Here is a 23457-nt window from a genome sequence, read left to right on the forward strand (position 1 = left end):
GAAACTTACGGGTTCGTAGGTTACGTTAGCGTAAGTAGCGTAAGACACCGGGTCGGCAAAGGTCCAGTGGTGGCCGCCGACAGACTGTCAACTGATTTCCGGCGCAAGAGCTTTTCGTGTGACCCGCGTCTCACTTTTCGCCGCGGGCCGCTTCGGTGACCAGCTCTTTCGCCCAAGGGTAGTCGGGTTTGCCGCTCGGGGAACGGCGGATTTGCGACACCCGCACCAGCAGGCGCGGCACCTTGTAACCGGAAAGTCTGCCACGGCAGAACTCCTCCAGCTCGCCGTCCGTCGGGGCGTCGTCGCCGTCCGAACGCGGCTGGATGACGGCGGCCACCCGGTTCCCGAACCGCTCGTCCGGTGCCCCGGCGACGATCGCGTCGAAGACCCCCGGATGCGCCTTCAGCACCGCCTCGACCTCCTCGGGGAACACCTTCTCCCCGCCGGTGTTGATGCACTGCGACCCGCGTCCGAGCACCGAGACGGAACCGTCCGCCTCCAGCGTCCCCATGTCCCCGAGCAGCACCCACCGGCGGCCGTCGTGCTCGAAGAACGTCTCGGCGGTCTTCGCCGGGTCGTTGTAGTACCCCAGCGGCACGTTCCCGTGCTGCGCCACCCGCCCGACCCGGCCGTCGCCCGGCGTGGCCGGCCGGTGCTCCTCGTCCAGGAACACCGTGGTGCGCTCGTTGACGGTGAAACGCATCCCGCCGGCCGGACCGCTGCCCGGCGCGGCGTCGCCGTTGAAGCCGCTCTCCGTGGAGCCGAAGTTGTCGCGGATCAGCACGTTCGGCAGCTGCGCCTGGAGCTGTTCGCGCACTGCCTCGGACAGGATCGCGCCGGCCGAGCTGAGCACGAACAGGCTGCTGACGTCGGTCCCGGCCAGCGGCCCGGCCAGCGCCTCGGCGAGGGGACGGCCCATGGCGTCGCCGACCATGGAGATGACGTTCGCCTTCTCCTGCTCGACGGTGCGCAGCACCTCGTGCGCGTCGAACTTCCGGTTCAGGACCACCTTCTGGCCCATGTTGAAGCTGATGAAGGTGGCGAGCTGCGCGGCGCCGTGCATGAGCGGCGCTATAGGGAACGTCGCCATCTGCCCCGCCGCAGGGTCGATACTGTCGGCGATTTCGGCCGGATCCTTCATGGGTTCGCCGTAAGGGCGTCCCCCTGCCATCCCCGCATAGAAGATGTCCTCATGGCGCCACATGACGCCCTTGGGCATCCCTGTGGTCCCGCCGGTATAGATGATGTAGAGGTCGTCTGCAGAGCGTTCTCCATGGGGGAGTAGTCCGTCCCGCTCCTCGGACTGCTCACGTACAGCGTTCTCATAAGTGACAGAGGGCAGATCCTCTATAGCGCCGCCGACGGAGACGATCGTCTTGAGCTTCGGGGAGTCGCCGGCGACCTCGCGCACCCGATCGCCGAACTCCGCATCCACTACTACGGCGACCAGATCGGCGTCCCTGTAGAGGTAACGGAGTTCGTCGGCCACATAGCGGTAGTTGATGTTGATCGGCACGGCGCGGACCTTCAGGCACCCCAGGACCGCCACCACGTACTCCGACCCGTTGTACATGTGCATCCCGACGTGGTCGCCCACGCCTACCCCCCGCGCCAGCAGGAAGTGCGCCACCCGGTTCGCCTCGCGGTCCAACTCCCGGTACGTCCATCGCCGCACGCCGGGGACGACCAGGGCTTCCTTCTTAGGGATCTTGTCGACGACGCTCTCGAACAGGTCCGCGAGGTTGAACTGCATGGAGGAGTCCTTACTCTGCCAGGTGTGCGCCGATGCGGAGGAGCTGCCGGGTGGCGGTGCCGAGGGTCTGCTCGATCTGCTGGCCCCGGACGAAGTAGCGGTGCAGCGGGTAGTCCGTGTCCACGCCGATGCCGCCGTGCAAGTGCTGCGCGGCGTGCAGGACGCGGGAGCCTGCGTCCCCTGCGTGGAACTTCGCTATAGCGACGTCTGCAGAGGCCTCTGCAGGAGTGGAGGAGTGGCCTCCGCGCGCGGCGTCGTCCATGAGCCACGCGGCGTGCAGCATGCACAGCCGGAGGGCTTCGGCACTGATGAAGGCGTCGGCGGCGCGCTGGGCCACGGCCTGGAAGGAGGCGATCGGCTCGCCGAACTGCTTGCGGGTACTGGTGTAGCGCGCGGTCATGGCGACTGCTTCGGTACACACGCCGGACGCCTCGGCGGCGTAGGCGATGGTGCCCAGATCGCGGAGCCAGTCCAGAGCCTCTGCGCCGCGCGCTAGAAGCGCCTCTTGAGGAACGGTTACCGCGTCTAGTTCCAGTTCCGCATAGGGCTGCCGTCCGGTGGCCAGTAGCGGCGTCACCTTAAGAGCGGAGCGCGGGACGACGAACAGCGCGGGCGCGTCGTCGAGAGCGGCCGGGACGAGAACGACATCGGCCAGGTCGCCATACGGGACCATCGTCTTTGCGCCGTCCAGGACAAAGGTGTCGCCCTCGCTGCGGCGCGCAGTAGTGGTGAGGGAGTCGGGTTCTCCGGGCTCTTCCAGGGCGGCAGTGGCCAGCTTGGCGCCGGAGGCGACGTCGGCGAGCAGGTCCTCGTGGCCGCCGAAGCGCGCCAGCGGAAGGGCCCCGAGGGCGATCGCCGCCACGACGGGGACGTAGGCCGTGTGCTTTCCGCCGACTTCGGCGAGCAGCGCCAAGCCCATGATCCCCAGGTCGCCGTCGGCGGGGAGCAGCGCGGTGACGGCTCCGGCGGCGGTGAGCGCGCGCCAGGCCTGCGCGTCGTGCACGGAGCCGATCCCGCTGCCGCGCGCGTCCTTCTCCAGCTCGGCCAGGCGCTCGTGGCCGCAGTGGTCGGCGAGGATCCGGTCGACGAGGTCGACCAGGGCCCGCTGTTCCTCGGTCAGCTCGAAATCCATGGCGGGCTCCTAGTGGCGGGGGATGCGGGGCATGTCGAGCCCGAACAGGGCGATCAGGTCGCGCTGGATCTCGTTGGTGCCGCCGCCGAAGGTGAGGATCAGGACGCCGCGATAGGCGCGTTCGACGCGGCCGGCGAGCAGGGCGCCGGGGGACTCCTTCTTCAGCGCGCCGGCCGCGCCGAGGACTTCCAGGAGCAGGCCGTACGCCTCGCAGTAGAGCTCGGTGCCCCAGACCTTGGTCGCGGAGGCGTCGGCGACGTCCAGTTCCGCGGAGGCGGCGACCTTCCAGTTGAACAGGCGCAGCGCGGCGAGCTTGGCCTGGATGCGCGCCAGGTGGACGCGGACCCACTCGCGGTCGATGACGCGGGTGCCGTCGGCGAGCTTGGTCTGCCGGGCCCACTCCACGACCTCGGTGAAGGGGCGCTCCAGGGATCCGGAGGAGCACAGCGCGACGCGCTCGTGGTTGAGCTGCGTGGTGATGACGCGCCAGCCCTCGCCGGGCTCGCCGATGACGTTCTCCGCCGGGACGCGCAGGTCGGTGTAGTAGGTGGCGTAGGTGGAGGCCTCGCCGATGGTGTGGATCGGGGTGTAGCTGAAGCCCGGGTCCGAGGTCGGGACCATCAGGATCGAGATGCCCTTGTGCTTCTTGCCGGTGCGCTCCGGGGCGCCGGGGTCGGTGCGGCAGGCGAGCCAGACGTAGTCGGCGTGGTCGGAGAGCGAGGTGAAGATCTTCTGGCCGTTGACGACGTAGTGCTTCCCGTCGGGTTCCAGCACGGCGCGGGTCTTCAGACTGGCCAGGTCGGTCCCGGAATCCGGCTCGGAGTAGCCGATGGCGAACATGCACTCACCGGCGAGGATGCGCGGAAGGATCTCTGCTTTCTGCTTTGCAGAGCCGAACCGCATGATGGCCGGCCCCACGGCGTTGACGGTGAGGAACGGCACCGGGGCACCGGCGCGCTGGGCCTCGTCGAAGAACACGAACTGCTCGACAGGCGTGAACCCCTGTCCGCCGTACTCCTCGGGCCACCCGACGCCCAGCCACCCGTCCCGGCCCATCCGCCGCACCGCTTCCCGGCTGCGCGGCCCGCCGAACTCGCCGCCGGACATCTCCTCGGCGACCTCGGGGGTGACCAGCTCGGCGAAGTAGGAGCGGAGTGTGTCGCGCAGCTGCGCCTGCGCCTCGGTGTACGCGATCCGCATGAGGTGAATTAGAACGTGTTGCATGTGCGATGGCAAGGGTTTCTGATGGATCATCAGATTCGCACACCGGGTCGCCCGAACGGCGCCGGGCGAGGGCGATCATGCGGCCGCACTGGTCGGCTGAGGGGACGGCGGACGCGGCGGGCGGGCCGCCGAGCTGGGAAACGGAGCTGGGAAACGGAGCGCCGATGAGCATGCCGGGTGGAGCCAGCGGGGACGGCGAGGATTCGGTGCCCGACGCGCCGGGGCAGCAGGCGAATCAGCCGCCGCAGCAGCCTGAGCCGCCGCGCGCGCCGAGCCAGCCGCAGCAGCCGCAGGCATCGAGCCAGCCGCCACCGCACCAGCCCGCGCAATCAGGGCCGCACCATGCGCCGCTGCCCGTGCCAGGCCAGCCGCCGCATGCCCAGCCGCCGCCTGCGCCGGGTCAGCCACCCCACCAACAGCCGCCGCACCAACACCCGCTCCCGCGCGCCGCCGTCACTGTCCCGCTCGGCAAGATGCTCTACCTCTGCGTTGCGGCGCTCGGCGTGATCAACCTCTTCCTCGGCTACGTCAGTGCGGGCGACGGTGACTCCATGAACCTCTACAAGGTCGGGGTCGCCATCTACGCGCTCGCGCCGACCATGTTCTTCCTCGCCGGGCTGGTCGCGGTGCGCGAGTTCCTGCCTCGGGAGCGGGCGCCGGGGGCGTTGCCGGCGATGATCACCACGGCCATCTTCGTCACGCTGGTGCTCTCCGCGATCAGCTCCGACGGGGCCGGTGACCTGCAGACGCTGTTCCTCGTCTTCGGGGCCGTGCAGTTCGTGCTCGCTTGGTTGGCGTATGTGTTCGACGTCGGCATCATCGGCGCGCGCCGGTAGGCGCTACCTCACATCTTCGAGTGGTCCCAGGACGCCGTCCGCTTCGCCCGCACCCGCACCACCACGCGCTTGGCCGCCTGCTGTTCCACGAAGGGCCGCATCGCCTCGGCGTCGGGGCCGAAGACCTCCGGGTAGCGTGCCGTGAGGTGCATGCCGAAGGCCACGACCCGGTCGAAGTCCTCGATCAGCTCCACCTCGCCGTAGATCGTGACGCCGCGCAGCTCGTCGTAGGCGATCCCGTCCTCCAGCAGGCACGTGATCCGCGGATCGCGCCGCAGGTTCAGCGCCTTCTGCGACTTCCCGTACGTCCAGAACGCCAGGTCGCCGTCCAGTAGCGCGTAGTACATCGTCACCAGGTGCGGCGTACCGTCGGGGTTCGCCGAGGCGATCTGGAGCTTGCGTGCGGCGGCGAAAAAGGTTTCGATCTCATCATCGGACATCCGGATGCGGTCCCGCTGGCTCATGGGGAAAAGTAGAACAGGTTTCGATTGATGACGGCAAGGCTCACCGCGCTCACCGCCCGCCCCGCGGTCCCCAACCCGGCCCGCGGGCTGAAGGCGTTCGTCCGGCGCGAAGTGAACACCAGCGTCCACGGCGCGCGCGGCCTCCGGCTCCAGGAGCGCTACGCCAACCCGCCCGGCGATCCGGGGCTGTTCGGCCCGGGCTCCGTGACCTGGCGCGTGCACTCGGACGCGCCGGGCATGCTGATGGGCGGCTTCGCCTCGCTGATGCTCCAGTCGCTGCATCCGCTGGCGATGGCCGGCGTCGACCAGCACTCCGACTTCCGCACCGACGCGATCTCGCGGCTCAACCGGACCGCCGCCTACGTGATGTCCACGAGCTTCGGCTCCACCGAAGTGGCCGAGGCGGCGGTCGCGCACGTCCGCGACCGCGTCCACCCCCGCATCAACGGCACCGCCCCCGACGGCCGCCCCTACAGCGCCGCCGACCCGCACCTGCTGACCTGGGTCCACGTCGCCGAGGTCCGCTGCTTCCTGGCCGGGTACGAGCGCTTCGGCGCGCCGCCGCTGACCCCCGCCGAACGCGACCGCTACTACCGCGAGGTCGCGGTCCCGGCGCGCATGCTCGGCGCGGAGGACGTGCCGGAGTCGGCGTCGGAGGTCGCGCGGTACCTGCGCGACATGCGCCCCGAGCTCCAGGCCACCGAGGCCGCGATCGAGGGCATCCACTTCATCCGGACCTACGGCGAAACGCCGGGGGAGCGCGCGGCGGTCCGGCTCCTGATGAACGGCGCCGCCGCGCTGCTCCCGGACTGGGCCCGCGAGCCGCTGCGGCTGGGCCGCCCCGACGCCGTACGCATCCTCATCGACCGTCCGCTCGCGCAGACCGCCGGGCGCTTCATCCGGTGGGCGTTGCAGCCCTCGGAGATCGTCGGCACGGCCTACGAGCGGATGGGCATGACGCCGCCGCCCCAGCACCTCGGGTGGCGGTCGGCGCCCGGCACGTCCCGCGACTAACGACTACCGACCACCGACCACCGACCACCCGACTACCGACTATCGACTACCGACCGATAGTCACTCCGAATCACCCGTCCCCCAAAACCCGCGGCAACCCGAACGACGCCGCGATCCCGGCCTCGAAGTGCGTCAGCTCGTCGACCCGGTCCCCGCAGTACCGCGCCACCAGGATCCCGACGCAGTGCAGCTGGTCGGTCATCCGGTCCCGCGCGTACTCGCCCCACGCCGGCTGGCCGTTCGCGCGCGTCGGCACCAAACGGCAGATCGCCCGCCGGTGCGCCTCGATGGCCGTGAAGAAGTCCCGGACGGTCGCGATCCCGTGGTACTCGAACGGCATCGGGGGCATCCGTACCCAGATGTCGTCCGTCATCAGCGCGAGCAGCGCCTCGACGTCGTGCGACGTGAACGCCGCGACGAACCGCTCGGTCAGCTCCCGCTCCTCCTCGCTCCCGGGCACCGGCCCCGGACGCTTCGGCCCCCGCGCCGTGGCGTCCAGCGTCGCCCGCGCGCGCTTCAAAGCACTCGTCACGGCGCTCTCCGTCAGCCCCAACAGGTCCGCGGCCTCGGCGGCGCGGTACCCGAGCACGTCCCGAAGCAGCAACACCGCGCGCTGATTCGGCGGCAGCAGCTGGAGCGCGGTCAGGAACGCCAGCGAGATCGCCTCGGCTGACTCATACCTCGCCTCCGGCCCCGGCTCCCCGTCGGGCAGCCGGTCGAGCAGCAGGTCCGGGTACGGCTGGAGCCACAGCACCTCGTTGCGTCCCGACGGCTCCGGCACCGGCTGGGAGAACCCCGCCGTGGGCTGCGGCCGCCGCCCGGCCGACCGCAGGGCGTTGAGACACCGGTTCGTCGCGATGCGGTGCAGCCAGGTCCGCAGCGAGGCGCGCTCCTCGTACCCGGCCAGGCCGAGCCACGCCGCCAGCAGCACCTCCTGGAGCGTGTCCTCGGCGTCCTGGAAGGACCCGAGCATGCGGTAGCACAGCAGGTGCAGCTCACCCCGGTACGGCCCGACCAGTTCGGCGAACGCGTCGCGGTCGCCGGAGCGGGCGCGGTGCAGCAGATCGGCGGACATCTCCATGCTCGCCACCTCCTCTCACTCTGATCCGACACCGTGCGGCCCGGAAACTGGGCGGTCCGCGGGCACCCAGTTTCCGGCCGGGCCCGTGTCAGTGGGGGTGTCAACGAAAGAACGACTCCGATCGGAGTGAGACACCATGACCACCAACGACTTCCTCACCGACAAGACCGTCCTGGTCACCGGCTCCAACCGCGGCCTGGGCCGGGCCCTGGTCAACGCCGCCCTGGGGCACGGCGCCAAGCGTGTCTACGCCGGGGCGCGCCGGCCCGTGCCGCACCCGGACAGCCGCGTCGTCCCGCTGGCGCTGGACATCACCGACGCCGCGCAGATCGAGCTCGCGGCCAAGACGGTCGAGGAGCTGGACATGCTGGTCAACAACGCCGGCGTCGCCTCCTACGCCGCGCTCGACGACCGGGCCGAGCTGGAGCGGCTGCTCGCGGTCAACCTCTACGGACCGTACGACGTCTCGCACGCCTTCCGGCACCAGCTCGGCGCCTCCCGCGGCACGCTGGTGAACGTGCTGTCCACCAGCTCGGTCGCGGCGGTCCCGCTGATGCCGGCCTACTCGATCTCGAAGGCGGCGGCGTACTCGTTCACGCAGGTGCTGCGGGCGATGCTGGCACCGAGGGGGATGCGGGTGCACGCGGTGCTGGCCGGGCCGCTCGACACCGAGATGTCGAAGGACCTGGACATCGCCAAGGCCGCGCCCGACGCGGTCGCGGCCGAAATCATGGCCGCGGTGGCCGACGGGGTCGAGGACATCTTCCCGGACCCGTTGGCCGCGTCCCTGGCCGCGGGGTGGTTCGACGCGCCGGTCACGGCCCTGCAGCGGGAGCTGGCCGGGATGATCGCGGCCTGAACCTGAGCCGAAGTACCCGCTGGAAACAGCCGCGCCGCCGCCCTCGGACCTTCACGCCGAGGGCGGCGGTGCGGCACACATGGCTCAAGCCGTAAGCCGCTAAGCGCCGGACGCCGCAGAGAAGTCATCCCAAGCCGCAGCCACGACGGCCAAGTCCCGCCAAGCCTGCTCCGGCCGCTCCAACTCCGCCGGATCCCCGTGGTACGGATCCAGCACCACGACCTCCGACCCCAGCGCACGCAGCCGGTCCAGGTCGTCGAGCACCTGCTCCAGGCTGCCGATCCCGGCCTGCCGCTCCGGGTCCGCGACCGCCTCGGCCGTCACCCGCAGCTTGATCCGCGGCGCCAGCGTCGGCACCGCGCGCCCGGCCTCGTCGGCGAACGCCTTCAGCCGCCCGACCGCGTCCGTGATCCAGTCCATCGTGAAGCCCAGCGGGTGCCAGCCGTTGCCGGACACCACCGCGCGCCGGATGCCCGCGTCGCTGTTGCCGCCGATCCACACCGGCGGTCCGGGCAGTTCCTCCGGCAGCAGGGCCGGAGCCACGCCTTCGATGCCGCCGCCCCAGATCTGGTGTATCTCGTCCAGGTATTCGTCGGTCAGCCGGCCGCGGCGCTCATGCGGCACGCCGAGCGCTGCGAACTCCTGCCGGGACCAGCCGACGCCCACGCCGAGCACGAAGCGCCCGCGCGACAGGCGGTGCAGGCTCGCCGCCATCTGCGCGGTCAGGGCCGGCTGCCGGTACGGCATGATCAGCACGGTGGTGCCCAGCCGGATCCGTGAGGTGCGGCCGGCCAGCCAGGCCAGCGTGGTGAGCGGGTCCTGGAACGGCGCCGGATAGCGGTCGGCGAAGTCCGGAGTGACCAGCACGTGATCCGACACCATCAGCAGGTCGAAGCCGAGACCCTCGGCGACGTGCGCCCAGCGCTCCAACACGTCCACCGATGTGGCCGGTCCGAAATTCGGGACGTTGACCCCCAGCCGCACGGGCCTGTTCCTTCCGTTCGCCTACGGTCCGTTCGCCGGACCAGTCATGCAAACTACCGCGCCGGGGGCCACTGTTCCCGTGCGAGCTCAGACTTCGGCGGGAATCTGTGTCTGTTTCGGAATCTCCGGAAGCTCCCCGTCCTCGGCGGTCAGCGGCCGCGCCACCAGCTTGCGGTCGTCGCTGGTCAGGCAGCGCCCGGACGTCAGGTCGAACTGCCAGCCGTGCATCGAGCAGGTCAGCACCCCGTCCGCGACCGTCCCGAAGCGGGTCAGGTCCGCCTTCAGGTGCGGGCAGTGCCGCTGCACCGCGTAGCCCTCGGCCTGGGCCAGGTCGGTGACGTCGCTGGACTCGGCGTAGTACCCCTCGACGTACGTCATGTGCTCTTCGGAGAGCGACTTGAAGAACGTGTAGATGTACTCGTTGTAAGGGCCCTTGCGAGAGGCCTGGAACCGGCAGGACAGGAACAGCTCGTTCACCCAGTCCGGGGTCCGGGTCCGCACCAGGTGCTCGATCAGCGGACGCTCGGTGCGGAACTTGTAGCGGCACTCCGCCTCGCCGTCCCACGTCCCGATCGTGCGGGTGAGGAAGTCGAAGACGATGTGGTCGTCGACTTCGCCGCTCGCCGGGTCCGCGGTCTCCAGCAGGATCCGGCCGTTCAGCCCGGCGCAGGTGTGGTCGGCCCACTCCAGCAGCGGCTCGATCCACTCCTTGAGCTGGGCGACCAGGTCGGACTTGTCCTGCGGCAGACCCGCGTGCATCGCGTCGATCTGCGGCTGCGCGCGCTTCTGGTAGTTCGTCAGGTAGGTGCGGCGGTCGCCGTAGATCTCGTCGATCTGCGCCTGCGGGACCTGCTCGATCTCGCACTTGCCGTCGGCGCCGAGGACCACGGTGGTGCCGGGGACGAACAGGTGGCCGTTGTCGTGGCCCTGCTCGCGCATGAACTCCAGGAACGCCAGCTGGCTGGGGAAGACGTTCGTCGGGTCGTCGTCGAAGTCGTTGATGGCGAACAGGCCGTCGCGCTCGTCCAGGAAGCAGGGCGGGCCGGCGAAGGGGAAGACCTGCCCGGCGCCGTACTGCTCGACGTAGCGCAGCGCGCGCGCCATGCCGTTCTCGCGCTTGCGGCGGCCGACCGTGGCCTTCATCCGGTCCGGGAAGTCGTAGACCATCGGGTACCAGATGGCGCCGGAGTACTGCAGGAAGTGCGCGTCGTACGGACCGAACGCCGCCACCGGGCCGTCCTCGACCGGCCGGGCGTCGTTCTGGTTGAAGATGCGGACCTCGCCGTCGTCGATGGCGATGCCGCTGTCGCCGAGCGGGCCGTCGGTCGGGGTGATCAGCGCGTCGATGAGGATCTTCAGGCCGCCGGGGAGCTCGGTGACCTCGCGGTTGCGGGTCTGCACGAAGTTCCGGAAGCCCAGCTTCTCCAACTCGTCGCGCAGGTCCGGGACCTGGTAGTCGGGCAGCAGGACCGTGGTGTCCTTCGACATGTTGGCGGACAGCCAGTGCGGGTCGAAGTGGTCGTGGTGCAGGTGCGAGACGAACAGGTACTCGGCGTCCCGGATCCCGGCCGGGTCGGCCTGGGAGCCGAAGGCGGAGTTGTCCGGGAAGGGGAACCAGGAAGCGAAGTACGCCGGGGTGAACCACGGGTCGCAGACGATCCGGCCGGCGGCGGTCTCCACCAGCATTCCGGCGTGACCAATCGACGTGATGCGCATCGATCCAACGTATCGCACCGCGAGACCCCCGAACGGTACTCTGCCACCGGGGCGGATCATAGGCGGTCGGCTCGAGCGGGCTATAGCGGGCTACACCAGGGGGCAGTGAGTCAAGTGATCGTGGACGGGGTTCTTCTCGGCAACCGCACGGACAGCGACCCGGCGCTGACCGTACGGCTGGCCGGCCTCGCCGACGAGCTCGGCTACCAGGAGATCTGGCTGGGGGAGTCGACCGGGCACGACGCCTTCGCGCTGGCCGTGGCGGTCGCCGCGGCCGCCGGGGAGCTGCCGTCGGCCGATCCGGACGCCGGCTCCAGGGCCCGGCCGCCCGGCGCGAGCCCGGCCACGGCCGGCGAGTTCCACCGCGCGAATCCGGTCCGGCCGCGCGCCTCGCTCACGCTCGGGCCGCTGCCCGCGGCCGTCCGCGACCCGGTCACCGCGGCCCGGGGCGCCGCCAGCGTGGCCGCGCTCACCGGCCGGGACATCGGCCTGGCGCTGACCGCCTCCACCGGCCTGGTGGTCGTGGACTGGCACGGCCGGCCGCGCACCGATCCGGCGACCGCGCTGGCCGAGAGCCTGTCGGTGCTGGGCCCGCTGACCCGGGGCGAGCCGGTCAGTTTCCAGGGTGTGTCGGTCCGCTCCCGGGGCTTCCGCTCCCGGCTGGAGCCCTCGCACGCCTCGCTGACCGTGCTGGCCTTCGGGCTGGAGGCCTGCGAGGTCGCCGTCGGCCGCGCCGACCGGGTGGCCGTCCCGCTGGCCACGGTCGAGCACGCCGCGCGGATCAAGGCGCGCCTGGCGCTGACCTCGGACCGGATGAACCGGGCGGTGCCCCGTTTGGCCGTCTTCCTGCCGACCGTCGTCGACCCCGACGCCGAGTCGCTGGACTGGATCCGGCGCTCGCTGCTGCCCTACCTGGACGCGGACGGCTTCGGCCGGATGTTCGCCGAGGCCGGGCACGGCGAGCTGATCGACCTGGCGCGCGGCGGGGCCCACGAGCGGTCGCTGCTCGCGGCCATGCCGCTTGACGTGCTGCGTTCCATCGCTGCGATCGGCGACCTGAACCAGGTGTGCTCGGCGTTCGAGGACTACCGGCAGGCCGGGGTCGACGAGATCGTGATGCTTCCGGAGTCATATGACGCAGGTGTGATCGAGCACACCATCCGGGCACTAGCGAAGTAGAGACTCGCTGGCAGAATCTTTGATGCGAGCGTGTCCTTGCGCACACGTGCACAAATAGCAACAAAGGAGTTGCCACATATGACGGAACCAGGCGTGCCACCGCACACCCTTCCGCACCATGACCTGCCCGAGCTGACCGCGGAGATCCTGCGCGGCGGGGCGGAGAAGTACCACGCGGCGAACGAGAAAAAGGGCAAGCTGTTCGCCCGCGAGCGGGTCGCGCTGCTGGTCGACGAGGGGTCGTTCGTCGAGGACGGCCGGTTCGCCAACGCCATGGCCGGCGACCTGCCCGCCGACGGCGTGGTCACCGGGACCGCCCGGATCGCCGGCCGGCCGGTGTGCCTGATGGCCAACGACTCGACCGTGAAGGCCGGGTCCTGGGGCGCGCGCACCGTCGAGAAGATCATCCGGATCATCGAGACCGCGTACCGCACCGGCGTGCCGATGGTCTATCTGGTGGACTCCGCCGGCGCGCGCATCACCGACCAGGTGGACCTGTTCCCGGGCCGGCGCGGCGCGGGCAAGATCTTCCACACCCAGGTCCGGGCCTCCGGCTCGATCCCGCAGGTGTGCGCGCTGTTCGGGCCCTCGGCGGCCGGCGGGGCGTACATCCCGGCGTTCTGCGACGTGGTGGTCATGGTCGAGGGCAACGCCTCGATGTACCTGGGCAGCGACCGGATGGTCGAGATGGTGACCGGGGAGAAGACCACGCTGGAGGAGATGGGCGGCGCGCGGGTGCACTGCGCCGAGTCCGGCGTCGGGCACTTCCTGGTCAAGACCGAGCAGGACGCGCTGGACACCGTCAAGCGGTACCTGTCCTACCTGCCTTCGAACTGGCAGCAGGACGCGCCCTCGGCCGAGGCCGCCGACTCGCCGGCGAACATCGACCTCGCGGCGCTGGTGCCGGTCAGCGAGCGCCAGGCGTTCGACATGCGGCGCTTCATCAAGGGCCTGGTCGACGCCGACTCGTTCTTCGAGATCCACGCGCTGTGGGCCCGGGAGCTCACCGTCGGCTTCGCGCGGCTGGACGGCAAGCCGGTCGGCATCGTGGCGAACAACCCGATGTTCAAGGGCGGCGTGCTCTTCGTCGACTCCGCCGACAAGGCCACGCGGTTCATCCAGCTCTGCGACGCGTTCAACGTGCCGCTGCTGTTCCTGTCCGACGTGCCGGGCTTCATGGTCGGCACGGCCGTGGAGAAGCAGGGCATCATCCGGCACGGCGCGAAGATGATCACCGCCGTCTCCGAGGCCACCGTGCCGAAGATCTGCGTCGTGGTCCGCAAGGCCTACGGCGCCGGCCTGTACGCGATGGCCGGCCCCGGCTTCGAACCGGACGCCACGATCGCGCTGCCCACCGCGAAGATCGCGGTGATGGGCGCCGAGGCCGCGGTGAACGCCGTCTACGCGAACAAGATCGCGGCCATCGAGGACCCCGCCGAGCGCGAGGCCTTCGTCGCCGACAAGCGGGCCGAGTACGAGACCGACATCGACTTCGTGCGCCTGGCCAGCGAGCTGGTGATCGACGACATCGTCGAGCCGGCCGCCCTGCGGTCCTCGCTCGTGGCGCGCTACCGCGCGGCCGAGGGCAAGGACCGTTTCTTCTCCCGCCGCCGTCACGGCGTCACCCCCGTCTGAGCGGAGGAACTCCCATGGATCACCGTCTGAGCGAAGAGTACGAAGCACTGCGCGCCACCGTCGAGGAGTTCGCCCACGACGTCGTCGCGCCCAAGATCGGCGCGTTCTACGAGCGCGAGGAGTTCCCCTACGAGATCGTGGCCCAGATGGGCCGCATGGGCCTGTTCGGCCTGCCGTTCCCCGAGGAGTACGGCGGCATGGGCGGCGACTATTTCGCCCTGTGCCTGGCCCTGGAGGAGTTGGCGCGCGTCGACTCCTCGGTGGCCATCACGCTGGAGGCGGGCGTCTCGCTCGGCGCGATGCCGATCCACCGCTTCGGAACCGAGGAGCAGAAGCAGGAGTGGCTGCCCCGCCTCTGCTCCGGCGAGATGCTCGGCGCCTTCGGCCTCACCGAACCCGGCGGCGGCTCCGACGCCGGCGCCACCCGCACCACCGCGGTGCTGGAGGGCGACGAGTGGGTGATCAACGGCACGAAGTGCTTCATCACCAACTCCGGCACCGACATCACGGGCCTGATCACCGTCACGGCGGTCACCGGCACGAAATCCAATGGCGGCAAGGAGATCAGCACGATCATCGTCCCCTCCGGCACCCCCGGCCTGACGGTGGCCCCGAAGTACAGCAAGGTCGGCTGGAACGCCTCGGACACCCGCGAACTGTCGTTCGCGAACGTCCGCGTCCCGGCGGCGAACCTCCTCGGCGAACGAGGCCGCGGCTACGCGAACTTCCTCCGCACCCTGGACGAAGGCCGCATCGCCATCGCAGCCCTGTCCACCGGCCTGTCCCAAGGCTGCGTCGACGAATCGGTGAAGTACGCCCAAGAACGCGAAGCCTTCGGCCGCCCGATCGGCGCCAACCAGGCGATCCAGTTCAAGCTCGCGGACATGCGCCTGCGCGCCCACACCTCGCGCCTGTCGTACTACGACGCCGCCAGCCGCATGCTGGTCGGAGAGCCGTTCAAGGCCGAAGCGGCCATGGCGAAGCTGTACTGCTCCGAGGCGGCGGTCACGAACGCGCGCGAGGCGACGCAGATCCACGGCGGGTACGGGTTCATGAACGAGTTCCCGGTCGCGCGGATGTGGCGGGACTCGAAGATCCTGGAGATCGGGGAGGGGACCTCGGAAGTCCAGCGCATGCTGATCGCGCGGGACATGGGGCTGCCCAACGCCTGAGGCTTCACGTCGAGCGCGATTACTAAGGCGGTCCTCAGCCGCCGCCGAGTCGATCGGCGGCGGCTGGGGGGCGCCTTTTGTGCGCTTCTGCTTGATGTGTGGGTGTGGGTGTGGGTGGGCTGGGGTGTGGTGGTGCGGTTTTTTGGTGGGTTTTTAAGAGCTTTTTACGGCTTCGCCTAAGGTTTGGTGACCTCGCTGGGTGGCGCAGTTCGGTGGTGTGCTGCGGGCGGCGCTGGCGGCCGGCGGTGTCCGTGTCCACGACCGCGCACCGGTCCGAGTCACTGCGCACACGTCAGGTGGGCGGGTGGCGGCCGCGTTTGGTGGGTGCCTGAAAGTCAAAGACAGGGCCTCCGGCGGCGCCTGCGCGGCGAGCGGCACTCGCTCCGGGGAGGGGGGGTCGCGCTGTCTGCTGCCGGATGCTGCTTGTGGTCGCCTGTGTCCCGGGTTCCCCGTCGCATCGTCGCCTCACGGAAGCAGGCCGGTCCGCAATGCCGCGTAGTTAAGAGTTCTGGCCCGTTGTCAACTGCGCTGAATTTGACCAGGTGGGCTTCGGATACGGTGCCCTCGCCGCCGCCAGGCTGTGACAAGTCGAGCGTATTGAACGAGCGTTGAGGTCAAATTGTCCTAGTTGACAGGGCCGCAGATTCCTTAACTACGCGGCATTGGGCCGGTCCGGTGGTATCAAGTCGGATCACACGCTGCTTGGGTCGGGTTCCGTGCGACTTGACACCACCGGCCCGGTCAGCTTGGCTACGCCCGCCGACGCGACGGGGAACCCGGGACAACCCCGCCTGTGGGAAGGATTCCCTCGTCTTGGGCACGCCACGTCACCACCCGCACGTGCACGCACCCGAGTGGACCCCGTCCACACCACAGTGGGGTTGTCCCGGATCCCTCGTCGCTGTCGGCGGTGCTTGCACAACCAGCCCGGACTGCAATGCCGCGTAGTTAAGAGTTCTGGCCCGTTGTCAACTGCGCTGAATTTGACCAGGTGGGCTTCGGATACGGTGCCCTCGCCGCCGCCAGGCTGTGACAAGTCGAGCGTATTGAACGAGCGTTGAGGTCAAATTGTCCTAGTTGACAGGGCCGCAGATTCCTTAACTACGCGGCATTGGCCCGGACTGGCGGGGTCAAGCCGAACGAAACCCGACCACAGCAGCGTGCGATCCGGCTTTACCCCGCCAGGCCGGGATGGTTCCCTTTAGGGCGACGACAGCGACGAGGGATCCGGGACGAGGCGACCAACATTCGGACCGCCGCCGAGGCGGGGGGTTGGGGATCCCTCAGAGTCTCGAGTGCCCCCGCCGGAGGCGCCTGCTCTTGACTTTCAGGTGCCCACCAAACGCGGCCGCCAGCCGCCGACCTGACGTGTGCGCAGTGACTCGGACCGGTGCGCGGTCGTGTCCAGCATTACCCGCCGGCCGCCAGCGCAACCAGCCGGGCACCACCGAACTGCGTCCCCCCGCGAGGTCACCAAACCTTAGGCGAAGCCGTAAAAAGCTCTTAAAACCCACCAACAAACCGCACCCACCACACCCCAGCCCACCCACACCCACACCCACACCCACACCCACACCCACACCCACACATCAAGCAGGAGCGCCCCTTTAGTTCCCCGTCGCTCCCGCGACACATATACGTAACCTGATTCGCTACCCGCGACCAACTTCGTCCCCTGACTCACTGGCTATGCTGGACCGCGCCGAGAACGACCGTAAGTGCGGGTTGCGCGTCTTGCCTCCTACACCCGGATTCGCCGGGCGCGGCCTGCTCGAGCTTGAGGGGACTCGTATGGCGTCCGAGCTGGTGGGTCGGGTTTTGATCGTCGGGGCGGGGATCGCGGGGATGGCGGCGGCGATCTCGTTGCGGCGGGTGGGGGCCGAGGTCGACCTGGTCGATGTCGATCCGGAGTGGAAGGTCAGCGGGGCCGGGTTGACCATTACCGGGCCGACGTTGCGGGCGTTTCGGCAGCTCGGTGTTTACGACGAGGTCGCCGCGCAGGGCTATGTCGGGGAGGGCATCCGGGTCTGTGGCGTCGACGGGGAGCCGTTGCGCGACGTCCCCACGGCGATGCCGCCCGGCTCCGGGGTGTGCGGCTCCGGCGGGATTGCGCGGCCGGTGTTGCACGGCATCCTGTCCGCGCGCGTGCTCGCCGCCGGGGTCAAGCCGCGCCTCGGGGTCGGCGTCGGGCGTCTCGACCAGGACGCGGAGGGGGTCGACGTCGCCTTCGACGACGGCTCCGCCGGCCGCTACGCCATGGTCGTCGGGGCCGACGGCATTGGTTCGCGCACCCGCGCGCAGATCCTGCCCGACGCGCCCGGGCCCGTGTACACCGGGCAGAGCGTGTTCCGCATCATCGTGCCGCGGCCGTCGTGGGTGCATCAGCGCCACTACTTCCTCGGTGGGGTCGCGAAGGTCGGGTGGACTCCGATCTCGGACACGCAGATGTACCTGTTCGCGGTCGAGCGGACGCCGCGCCGGATGCGCGAGCCTTCTGAGCTGCGGCGCGGCCTGGTCGATCTGCTCACGCCCTACGGCGGCCACGTGCGGCGGATCCGGGAGTCGATCGACGAGGCCACCGCGATCGTCTACCGGCCGCTGGAGTCCTTCCATCTGCCCAGCCCCTGGCACGTCGGCCGGGTCATCGTCATCGGCGACGCCGCGCATCCCACCACGCCGCAGCTGGCCTCCGGGGCCGGGATGGCGGTGGAGGACGCGCTGGTGCTCGGCGAGGAGGTCGGCGCGCGCGGCAGTGTCGCCGAGGTCTTCGCGGCGTTCACCGCGCGGCGCGGCGAGCGGTGCCGGTTCGTCGTCGAGAGCTCGATCGAGATCGGGCGGCTGGAGCAGGAGCAGGCGCCGCCGCAGGAGCAGACGGCGGTCGTGGAGCGCGCGCTCGCCAAACTCGTCGAGCCCATCTGAGGCGTGCCGGCCTCAGCGGACTGACTCAGGGCTATGACATGTCCCGTGTGTCAGGGGGAGAGTTAAGGGAATTTTGAGCAGTCGTTCCTAGATTCGAACCGGCGCCGACCGTGTTCGGAGTGTGACGGGCGGCGATGAGAACGACGAGAATCGGGAGGCTCGATGTCGACCGGCGCGTCAGCTGTCGGCCCCTCGCATCCGGTGCGGATCCGCGCGTTGGGCCCCATCGAGGCGACCGTCGCCGACCGCCCGGTGGACCTCGGGGCGCCCAAACAGCGGGCGCTGGCCGCGCTGCTCGTGAGCCGCGTCGGCCAGCCGGTGGCGGTGGACCTGATCCTGGACACGCTGTGGGCCGACCACCCGCCGGCCTCGCCGATGGCCTCGCTCCAGGCGTACGTCGCCAACCTGCGGCGCCTTCTGGAGCCGGACCGCCCGCCGCGCGCGCCCGCCACCGTCCTGCGCACCTCGCCCCGCGGCTACCTGCTCGACGGCGGCGTCGTCGACGTCGACGTCAGCCGCTTCACCGAGCACGCCACGGCCGGCTGGCAGGCCTGGGACCGCGACGACCCGCGGCGCGCGCTGCGCGAGTTCGAGGCCGCGCTGGCCCTGTGGCGCGGCCAGGCGTACGAGGACGTGGCCGGCGCGCTCGGCGTCGCACCGGACGTGGCACGCCTCGAAGAGCTCCAGCTGGCGGTCTTCGAGATGCGCTGCGCGGCGCTGCTGGCGGTCGGAGCGCACGCGCGCGCCGTGGCCGAACTGGGCGCTTTCATGAAGGCGCATCCCCTGCGCGAGTACGGATGCGAACTCCTGAGCCGCGCGCTGTACCGCTCGGGACGCCAGGCTGAAGCGCTCGACGTGCTGCGGGCCATCGAGGTCCAGCTCACCGAGGAACTGGGCCTGGACCCCAGCCCGAACCTGCAACAGCTCAAGGTCGAGATCCTGAATCAGGCCCCGACATTGGACCGGCGCCCTACCGCCGCCGAGCCGATCCCGTCGACGTCGACGGCGCTGCTGACGCCGTCGCCGCCGCCGTCGCTGGTGCCGTCGGCGCAAACGCTTACGACACAGCCTCCTGCGATACCCGATCCCGCCGAGACCGTGCCCGAGCGGCCTTTCGCCGAGCATCCTCCACAGCCCACACCCGAAACAGACCCCGACGGCGACGTCTTCGTCGGCCGCGAACCGCTCCTCGCGCAACTCACCGAAGCCCTGGCCGCAGCCCGCGCCGGCCGCGGCCGGGTCGCGGCGGTGTCCGGCGAGCCGGCGGTCGGGAAAACCCGGCTGCTGAATCGTTTCGCCGACCTCGCCGACCTCGCCGGCGTCCCGGTCCTCTGGGGCACCTGCCCCGAGCACGTCACCGCGCCGCCGCTCTGGCCCTGGGAACAGGTCCTCCGCGCGACCGCCGACGCCCTCCCGCAACGCCCGGTACCCGCGCTCGTCGGCGAACTGATCGACGGGCCGGACCAGAGCGACGGCGTGGAGGTCGCAGCCACCGCGACCCTCCGCAGCTTCGAAGCGATCGTCCACTATCTGACCGGCGCCACCCGCACCGAACCGCTGGTGGTGGTGCTCGACAACCTCCACCGCGCCGACGCCTGCTCACTGCGGCTGCTTGCGCACCTCGCCGAGTCGGTGGCCGCGAGCCGGCTGCTGCTGGTCGTGTCCTACCGCTCCGACGAGGCGCCGGTGCTGGCCGAGACCCTGGCGGCGCTGGCCCGCCGCGAGACCACCCGCATCGCCGTGGCCGGTCTGACCGCCCGGGACGCGCAGCGTATGGCCGGCGCGATCCTGCGGCGGGGCATCAGCGAGCGCGCCGCCGAGGTGTTGTGTGCCCGGACCGACGGCAACCCGTTCTTCCTGCGCGAGTTCATCAAAGCCCTGACCACCGAGCACGCCCTCGAAGATCCCGGTGCGGTGCCGGTGCCGACCTCGGTCCGGGAGGTCGTGCTGCGACGCGTGGCGCAACTGCCGCATCCGGTGGGGGAGGCGCTGTCCGTGGCGGCCGTGGTCGGCCGGCACTTCGAGATCGAGGTCGTGGCCGGGGTGCTGGGCATCGAGATCGACGCCGCGCTGGAGCTCCTGGACGCGGCGGTCGCGGCCGGCGTGGTCGTGGAGGACCGGACGCGCCTGGGCTGGTTCCGCTTCGCGCACGCCCTGGTCGCCGAGGTGCTCTGCGAGACCACCGGCCACCTGCGGCGGGCTCGGCTGCACCGGCGGATCGGCGCGATGGCCGACCACCTGCCGGCGCCCAACCTGCCGGCGCCCGATCCGCCGACACCCAATCCGCCGACACCCAATCCGCCAGCGCTCAACCCGTCGGCGCCCAATCCGCCGACGGTCCGCTGGCCGCATCCCCGCGTGCACCCCTCCGAACCGCTGCACCCCGTCGCGCAGCTCCCCCAGGACCCCGCCGCCGCGCCGAACCCCGGGTGCCGCCCGCGGCGCGCGGCGGCGATCACCGCAATTGCCCGCGCCCGATGACGTCTCCCCACGACTGATCGAAGGAAGTGAGTACGGTGACGGCCCAGAACACTTCACCCACATCCACCGACATCCCGTTCCTGAACGTCCTGGACCCCGACTTCGACTTCGGCTCGCCGCAGGCGATGGCGGCCCAGGACCAGAGCTGGTACGCCGAGAGCCCGATCGGCCTTCTGGTCCTGCGTTACGCCGAGGCCCAGGAACTCCTGCGGGACCAGCGCCTGGACCACAACGGCCGCGGCTACATGGAGCAGAGCGGCGTGGTCGCGGGCCCCATCTACGAGTGGTTCGTGCCGATGATCAACAACCACGACGGCGAGGACCACCGCCGGCTGCGCAACCTGGTCTCCAAGGCCTTCACCCCGCGCATGATCGAGCGCGTCCGGCCGTTCGTGCGCGCCGCGGCCGAGCGCATGGCCGACGCGATGGCCGGCGGCGAGGTGCACGAGTTCGTCGAGAGCTTCGCCGATCCGCTGCCGCTGGCCGTGATGTGCGAACTGCTCGGCGTGCCGACCGAGGACTACGACACCTTCAAGCTCTGGACCAGCGACATCGGCCTGGTCTTCAGCCTGGTGCACGGCGGCGACATCGTGGACCGGGTGGAGAAGAGCGTCCTGGGGCTCAACGAGTACGTCTCAGGCCTGATGGAGGAGAAGGCGAAGGACCCCGGCGACGACCTGATCTCCACCCTGGTCACCGCGCAGCGGACCGAGGGCCAGGTCAGCACCGAGGAGCTGCGCAACCTGCTGGTCACGCTGGTGTTCGCAGCGCACGACACCACCTGCCACCAGCTCTCCAACGCCATGGTGGTCTTCGCCGACCATCCCGAGCAGTGGAACCTGCTCGGCGAGCGCCCGGAGCTGGCGGCGCAGGCGGTCGAGGAGATCATCCGCTGGGTCCCCTCCACACCGATCATCTACCGCTGCGCGACCGAGGACTTCGAGTATCAGGGCCTGGAGGTCGCCAAGGGCACGTTCCTGACGATGTGCGCGCAGACCGCCCAGCGCGACCCGCGCGTGTTCGCCACCGGCGCGACCTTCGACGTCACCGCGACCGGACTGCCCTCCCCGCTGCTGTTCGGCGCGGGCCCGCACTACTGCCTCGGCGCCCCGCTGGCGCGCACCGAGATGGTCGAGGCGCTGGCCGCGCTCGCCCGGCGCCTGGGCCCGCCGTCGCTGGCGGGCTCGGTGAGCTGGCGGCCGCCGACCGGGATCCACGGCCCGAACGAGCTGCCGCTGCGTTTCGCCGCCCGGTCCTGAACAGATCGGCGGGCGCCGGGGCAGCGGTCGGGTCAGGACTCCCGCGGTACCTCGGGCACTGCCTCCCGCCGGCGCTTGCGCGGCGCCGCCGAGCGCGGCGGCTGAGCCCGCATGTGGTCGCGCACCCGGGGCATGATGTCGCCGAGCTGCTTCACGTCCTCGTCGGACAGCGGTTCGAACAGCAGCCGCCTGATGACCTCGACGTGCCCCGGCAGCACCCGGCCGACCAGGGCGGCGCCGGCCTCGGTGATCGACACCAGGGTGGCGCGCTCGTCGTCCAGGCTCGGGACGCGGGTGATCAGGCCCGCCTGCTCCAGCAGGCCGGCCTGGTACGTCAGGCCGCTGCGGCTGTACACGACGCCGTCGGCGAGCTGCGTCATGGTCAGCGGGCCGTCCACGGTGGTCAGGCGCGCCAGCACCTCGAACTGCACGTAGCTGATGTCGCCCTCGGCCCGCAGCTGTCGTGCGACCTGGTGCTGGAGCACGCTGACGGCTTCCATCAGCGCGAAGTAGGCGCCGAGCTGCTGGGGTTCGAGGCCCTGAACGCCGTCCACGTCTGCCGGATCCGAGCCGTCCATTCCTCGAGCGTACAGGGAACCGGCGAGAAGGACAGCGGTTGTGCTTCGAAATCGAAGCAGCTACAGTGAAGCTTCAAGGTCGAAGCATCTGTTTCGATCTTGAAGCATCTGAGCGACGAAGAACGCGAGAGAGAGGTTGATCATGAAAGCGGTGCGCTTCCACTCCTACGGCGCCTCTGACGTCCTGGTCCACGAAGACGTGGACCGCCCGGCGGCCGGCCCGGGCCAGGTCGTGGTGAAGGTGGCGGGCGCCGCGTTCAACCCGGTCGACCTGCCGATCCGCGAGGGCTTCGTGACCGAGGCGTTCCCGATCGTGCTGCCGCACATCCCGCTCTACGACCTGTCCGGGACCGTCGCCGAGATCGGCGCGGACGTCGCCGGCTGGAGCGTCGGGGACCCGGTCGTGGCCTGGCTGCCGATCCCGGCGCCCGGCGCGGCCGCCGAGTACGCCGTGGTCGAGGCCGACACCCTGGCCCCGGCCCCGAGCTCCGGCGAGCTGGCCGACGCCGCGGCGCTGCCGTCGGTGGCGCTGGTCGCGCTGCAGATCGTGGTCGAGCACGCGGCGCTCAAGCCCGGCCAGACCATCCTGGTCAACGGGGCCGGCGGCGCGGTCGGCGGCTACCTGGTCCAGCTGGCGGCGGCCGCCGGGGCCGTGGTCACCGCGACCGCGAGCCCGGAAAGCCGGCAGCGCGTCGAGTCCTACGGGGCCGACCGGATCGTCGACTACACCGTCGAACCCGTCACCGAGGCGCTGGCCGGGGAGCAGTTCGACGTGGTGGTGAACGTCGTGGCCTCGGCCGGCGAGGCCGAGCTGGCACCGCTGGCCGAGCTGGTCGCCGACGGCGGGGTCTTCGCCACCATCGTGCCGCCCGGGCTGCGCAAGGAGATCGGGCGCGGCGTGCGGAACCTGGTCGTGTTCGGGCGCAGCGACGCCGCGCAGCTCGCCGAGCTGACCGCGCGCGTCGACGCCGGAGAGCTGAAGATCCACGTCGCCCAGCGCCGCCCCCTGACCGAGCTGCGCGCCGTGCACGACGACGCCGCCGCCGGCCGGCTGCCCGGCCGCACCGTCCTCGTGCCCTGACCCGCTCCGCCGGGCCGGCCGTACCGTGGCCGGCCCGGTTCTCCGTTCCGCCGATCGTCTGTCGTCAGTTCGCCGTCACGAGCCTGAGGA

General features: G+C 70.5%; 18 protein-coding genes. 10 read left to right on the forward strand and 8 right to left on the reverse strand.

What is annotated here, in order from left to right; genetic code table 11:
- Positions 1-130 precede the first annotated feature (130 nt).
- Genes ABH920_RS35245 through ABH920_RS35255 form a run of 3 tightly spaced genes read right to left on the reverse strand, consistent with a single transcriptional unit; the run spans position 131 to position 4085 of the window.
- Complete coding sequence (locus ABH920_RS35245) at positions 131-1753, reverse strand: acyl-CoA synthetase (protein WP_370353588.1); 1623 nt, start codon at positions 1751-1753, stop codon at positions 131-133.
- A 10-nt stretch (positions 1754-1763) separates the two neighbouring features.
- Positions 1764-2885: an acyl-CoA dehydrogenase family protein gene (locus tag ABH920_RS35250; RefSeq protein ID WP_370353589.1), complete on the reverse strand. Its 1122-nt coding sequence runs from the start codon at positions 2883-2885 to the stop codon at positions 1764-1766.
- 9 nt (positions 2886-2894) lie between these two features.
- Positions 2895-4085 carry an acyl-CoA dehydrogenase family protein gene (locus tag ABH920_RS35255; RefSeq protein WP_370353590.1) on the reverse strand — a complete coding sequence of 397 codons (1191 nt, stop codon included), beginning with the start codon at positions 4083-4085 and terminating at the stop codon, positions 2895-2897.
- A 188-nt stretch (positions 4086-4273) separates the two neighbouring features.
- On the opposite strand from ABH920_RS35255, the gene ABH920_RS35260 reads away from it, so the two are divergent.
- Positions 4274-4945 carry a DUF5336 domain-containing protein gene (locus ABH920_RS35260; RefSeq protein ID WP_370353591.1) on the forward strand — a complete coding sequence of 224 codons (672 nt, stop codon included), beginning with the start codon at positions 4274-4276 and terminating at the stop codon, positions 4943-4945.
- Between the two features lie 8 nt (positions 4946-4953).
- Here the strand turns inward: ABH920_RS35260 and ABH920_RS35265 are convergent, their stop codons facing one another.
- Positions 4954-5409 carry a pyridoxamine 5'-phosphate oxidase family protein gene (locus ABH920_RS35265; protein ID WP_370353592.1) on the reverse strand — a complete coding sequence of 152 codons (456 nt, stop codon included), beginning with the start codon at positions 5407-5409 and terminating at the stop codon, positions 4954-4956.
- A gap of 27 nt (positions 5410-5436) precedes the next feature.
- On the opposite strand from ABH920_RS35265, the gene ABH920_RS35270 reads away from it, so the two are divergent.
- Positions 5437-6423, forward strand: a complete 987-nt coding sequence (locus tag ABH920_RS35270) for an oxygenase MpaB family protein (RefSeq protein WP_370353593.1) — start codon at positions 5437-5439, stop codon at positions 6421-6423.
- A 70-nt stretch (positions 6424-6493) separates the two neighbouring features.
- On the opposite strand, the gene ABH920_RS35275 is transcribed toward ABH920_RS35270, so the two are convergent.
- Complete coding sequence (locus ABH920_RS35275) at positions 6494-7498, reverse strand: sigma-70 family RNA polymerase sigma factor (protein WP_370353664.1); 1005 nt, start codon at positions 7496-7498, stop codon at positions 6494-6496.
- 142 nt (positions 7499-7640) lie between these two features.
- Here ABH920_RS35275 and ABH920_RS35280 point away from each other — a divergent pair, with 142 nt between their 5' ends.
- The gene (locus ABH920_RS35280) at positions 7641-8363 is read left to right on the forward strand and encodes an SDR family NAD(P)-dependent oxidoreductase (RefSeq protein ID WP_370353594.1); all 723 of its coding nucleotides are present in this window, start codon (positions 7641-7643) and stop codon (positions 8361-8363) included.
- A gap of 99 nt (positions 8364-8462) precedes the next feature.
- On the opposite strand, the gene ABH920_RS35285 is transcribed toward ABH920_RS35280, so the two are convergent.
- On the reverse strand, positions 8463-9347 hold the full coding sequence (locus ABH920_RS35285) for a TIGR03619 family F420-dependent LLM class oxidoreductase (protein WP_370353595.1): 885 nt from the start codon (positions 9345-9347) through the stop codon (positions 8463-8465).
- A gap of 87 nt (positions 9348-9434) precedes the next feature.
- The gene (locus ABH920_RS35290; RefSeq protein ID WP_370353596.1) at positions 9435-11063 is read right to left on the reverse strand and encodes a Rieske 2Fe-2S domain-containing protein; all 1629 of its coding nucleotides are present in this window, start codon (positions 11061-11063) and stop codon (positions 9435-9437) included.
- Positions 11064-11183: 120 nt separating this feature from the next.
- On the opposite strand from ABH920_RS35290, the gene ABH920_RS35295 reads away from it, so the two are divergent.
- The 6 genes from ABH920_RS35295 to ABH920_RS35320 all read left to right on the forward strand — a co-directional run bounded on the left by ABH920_RS35295 (position 11184) and on the right by ABH920_RS35320 (position 21708).
- A complete protein-coding gene (locus ABH920_RS35295) occupies positions 11184-12242 on the forward strand; it encodes an LLM class F420-dependent oxidoreductase (RefSeq protein ID WP_370353597.1) in 1059 nt (352 codons plus the stop codon).
- 78 nt (positions 12243-12320) lie between these two features.
- Positions 12321-13877, forward strand: a complete 1557-nt coding sequence (locus tag ABH920_RS35300) for an acyl-CoA carboxylase subunit beta (protein WP_370353598.1) — start codon at positions 12321-12323, stop codon at positions 13875-13877.
- A 14-nt stretch (positions 13878-13891) separates the two neighbouring features.
- Positions 13892-15049, forward strand: coding sequence for an acyl-CoA dehydrogenase family protein (locus ABH920_RS35305; protein WP_370353599.1), 1158 nt, complete (start codon positions 13892-13894; stop codon positions 15047-15049).
- A 1791-nt stretch (positions 15050-16840) separates the two neighbouring features.
- Entirely contained in the window at positions 16841-17968 is a 1128-nt protein-coding gene (locus ABH920_RS35310) for an FAD-dependent monooxygenase (RefSeq protein WP_370353600.1), read from the forward strand.
- A 162-nt stretch (positions 17969-18130) separates the two neighbouring features.
- Positions 18131-20449 (forward strand): BTAD domain-containing putative transcriptional regulator, encoded by a 2319-nt coding sequence (locus ABH920_RS35315; RefSeq protein ID WP_370353601.1) that lies wholly within the window; start codon positions 18131-18133, stop codon positions 20447-20449.
- Between the two features lie 35 nt (positions 20450-20484).
- On the forward strand, positions 20485-21708 hold the full coding sequence (locus ABH920_RS35320; RefSeq protein WP_370353602.1) for a cytochrome P450: 1224 nt from the start codon (positions 20485-20487) through the stop codon (positions 21706-21708).
- A gap of 32 nt (positions 21709-21740) precedes the next feature.
- Here the strand turns inward: ABH920_RS35320 and ABH920_RS35325 are convergent, their stop codons facing one another.
- The gene (locus ABH920_RS35325; RefSeq protein WP_370353603.1) at positions 21741-22286 is read right to left on the reverse strand and encodes a MarR family winged helix-turn-helix transcriptional regulator; all 546 of its coding nucleotides are present in this window, start codon (positions 22284-22286) and stop codon (positions 21741-21743) included.
- Positions 22287-22428: 142 nt separating this feature from the next.
- On the opposite strand from ABH920_RS35325, the gene ABH920_RS35330 reads away from it, so the two are divergent.
- Entirely contained in the window at positions 22429-23367 is a 939-nt protein-coding gene (locus ABH920_RS35330; RefSeq protein WP_370353604.1) for an NADP-dependent oxidoreductase, read from the forward strand.
- The last annotated feature ends 90 nt before the right edge of the window (positions 23368-23457 follow it).

The organism is Catenulispora sp. EB89, from assembly GCF_041261445.1.
In the GTDB taxonomy this organism is placed as follows: Bacteria; Actinomycetota; Actinomycetes; order Streptomycetales; family Catenulisporaceae; genus Catenulispora.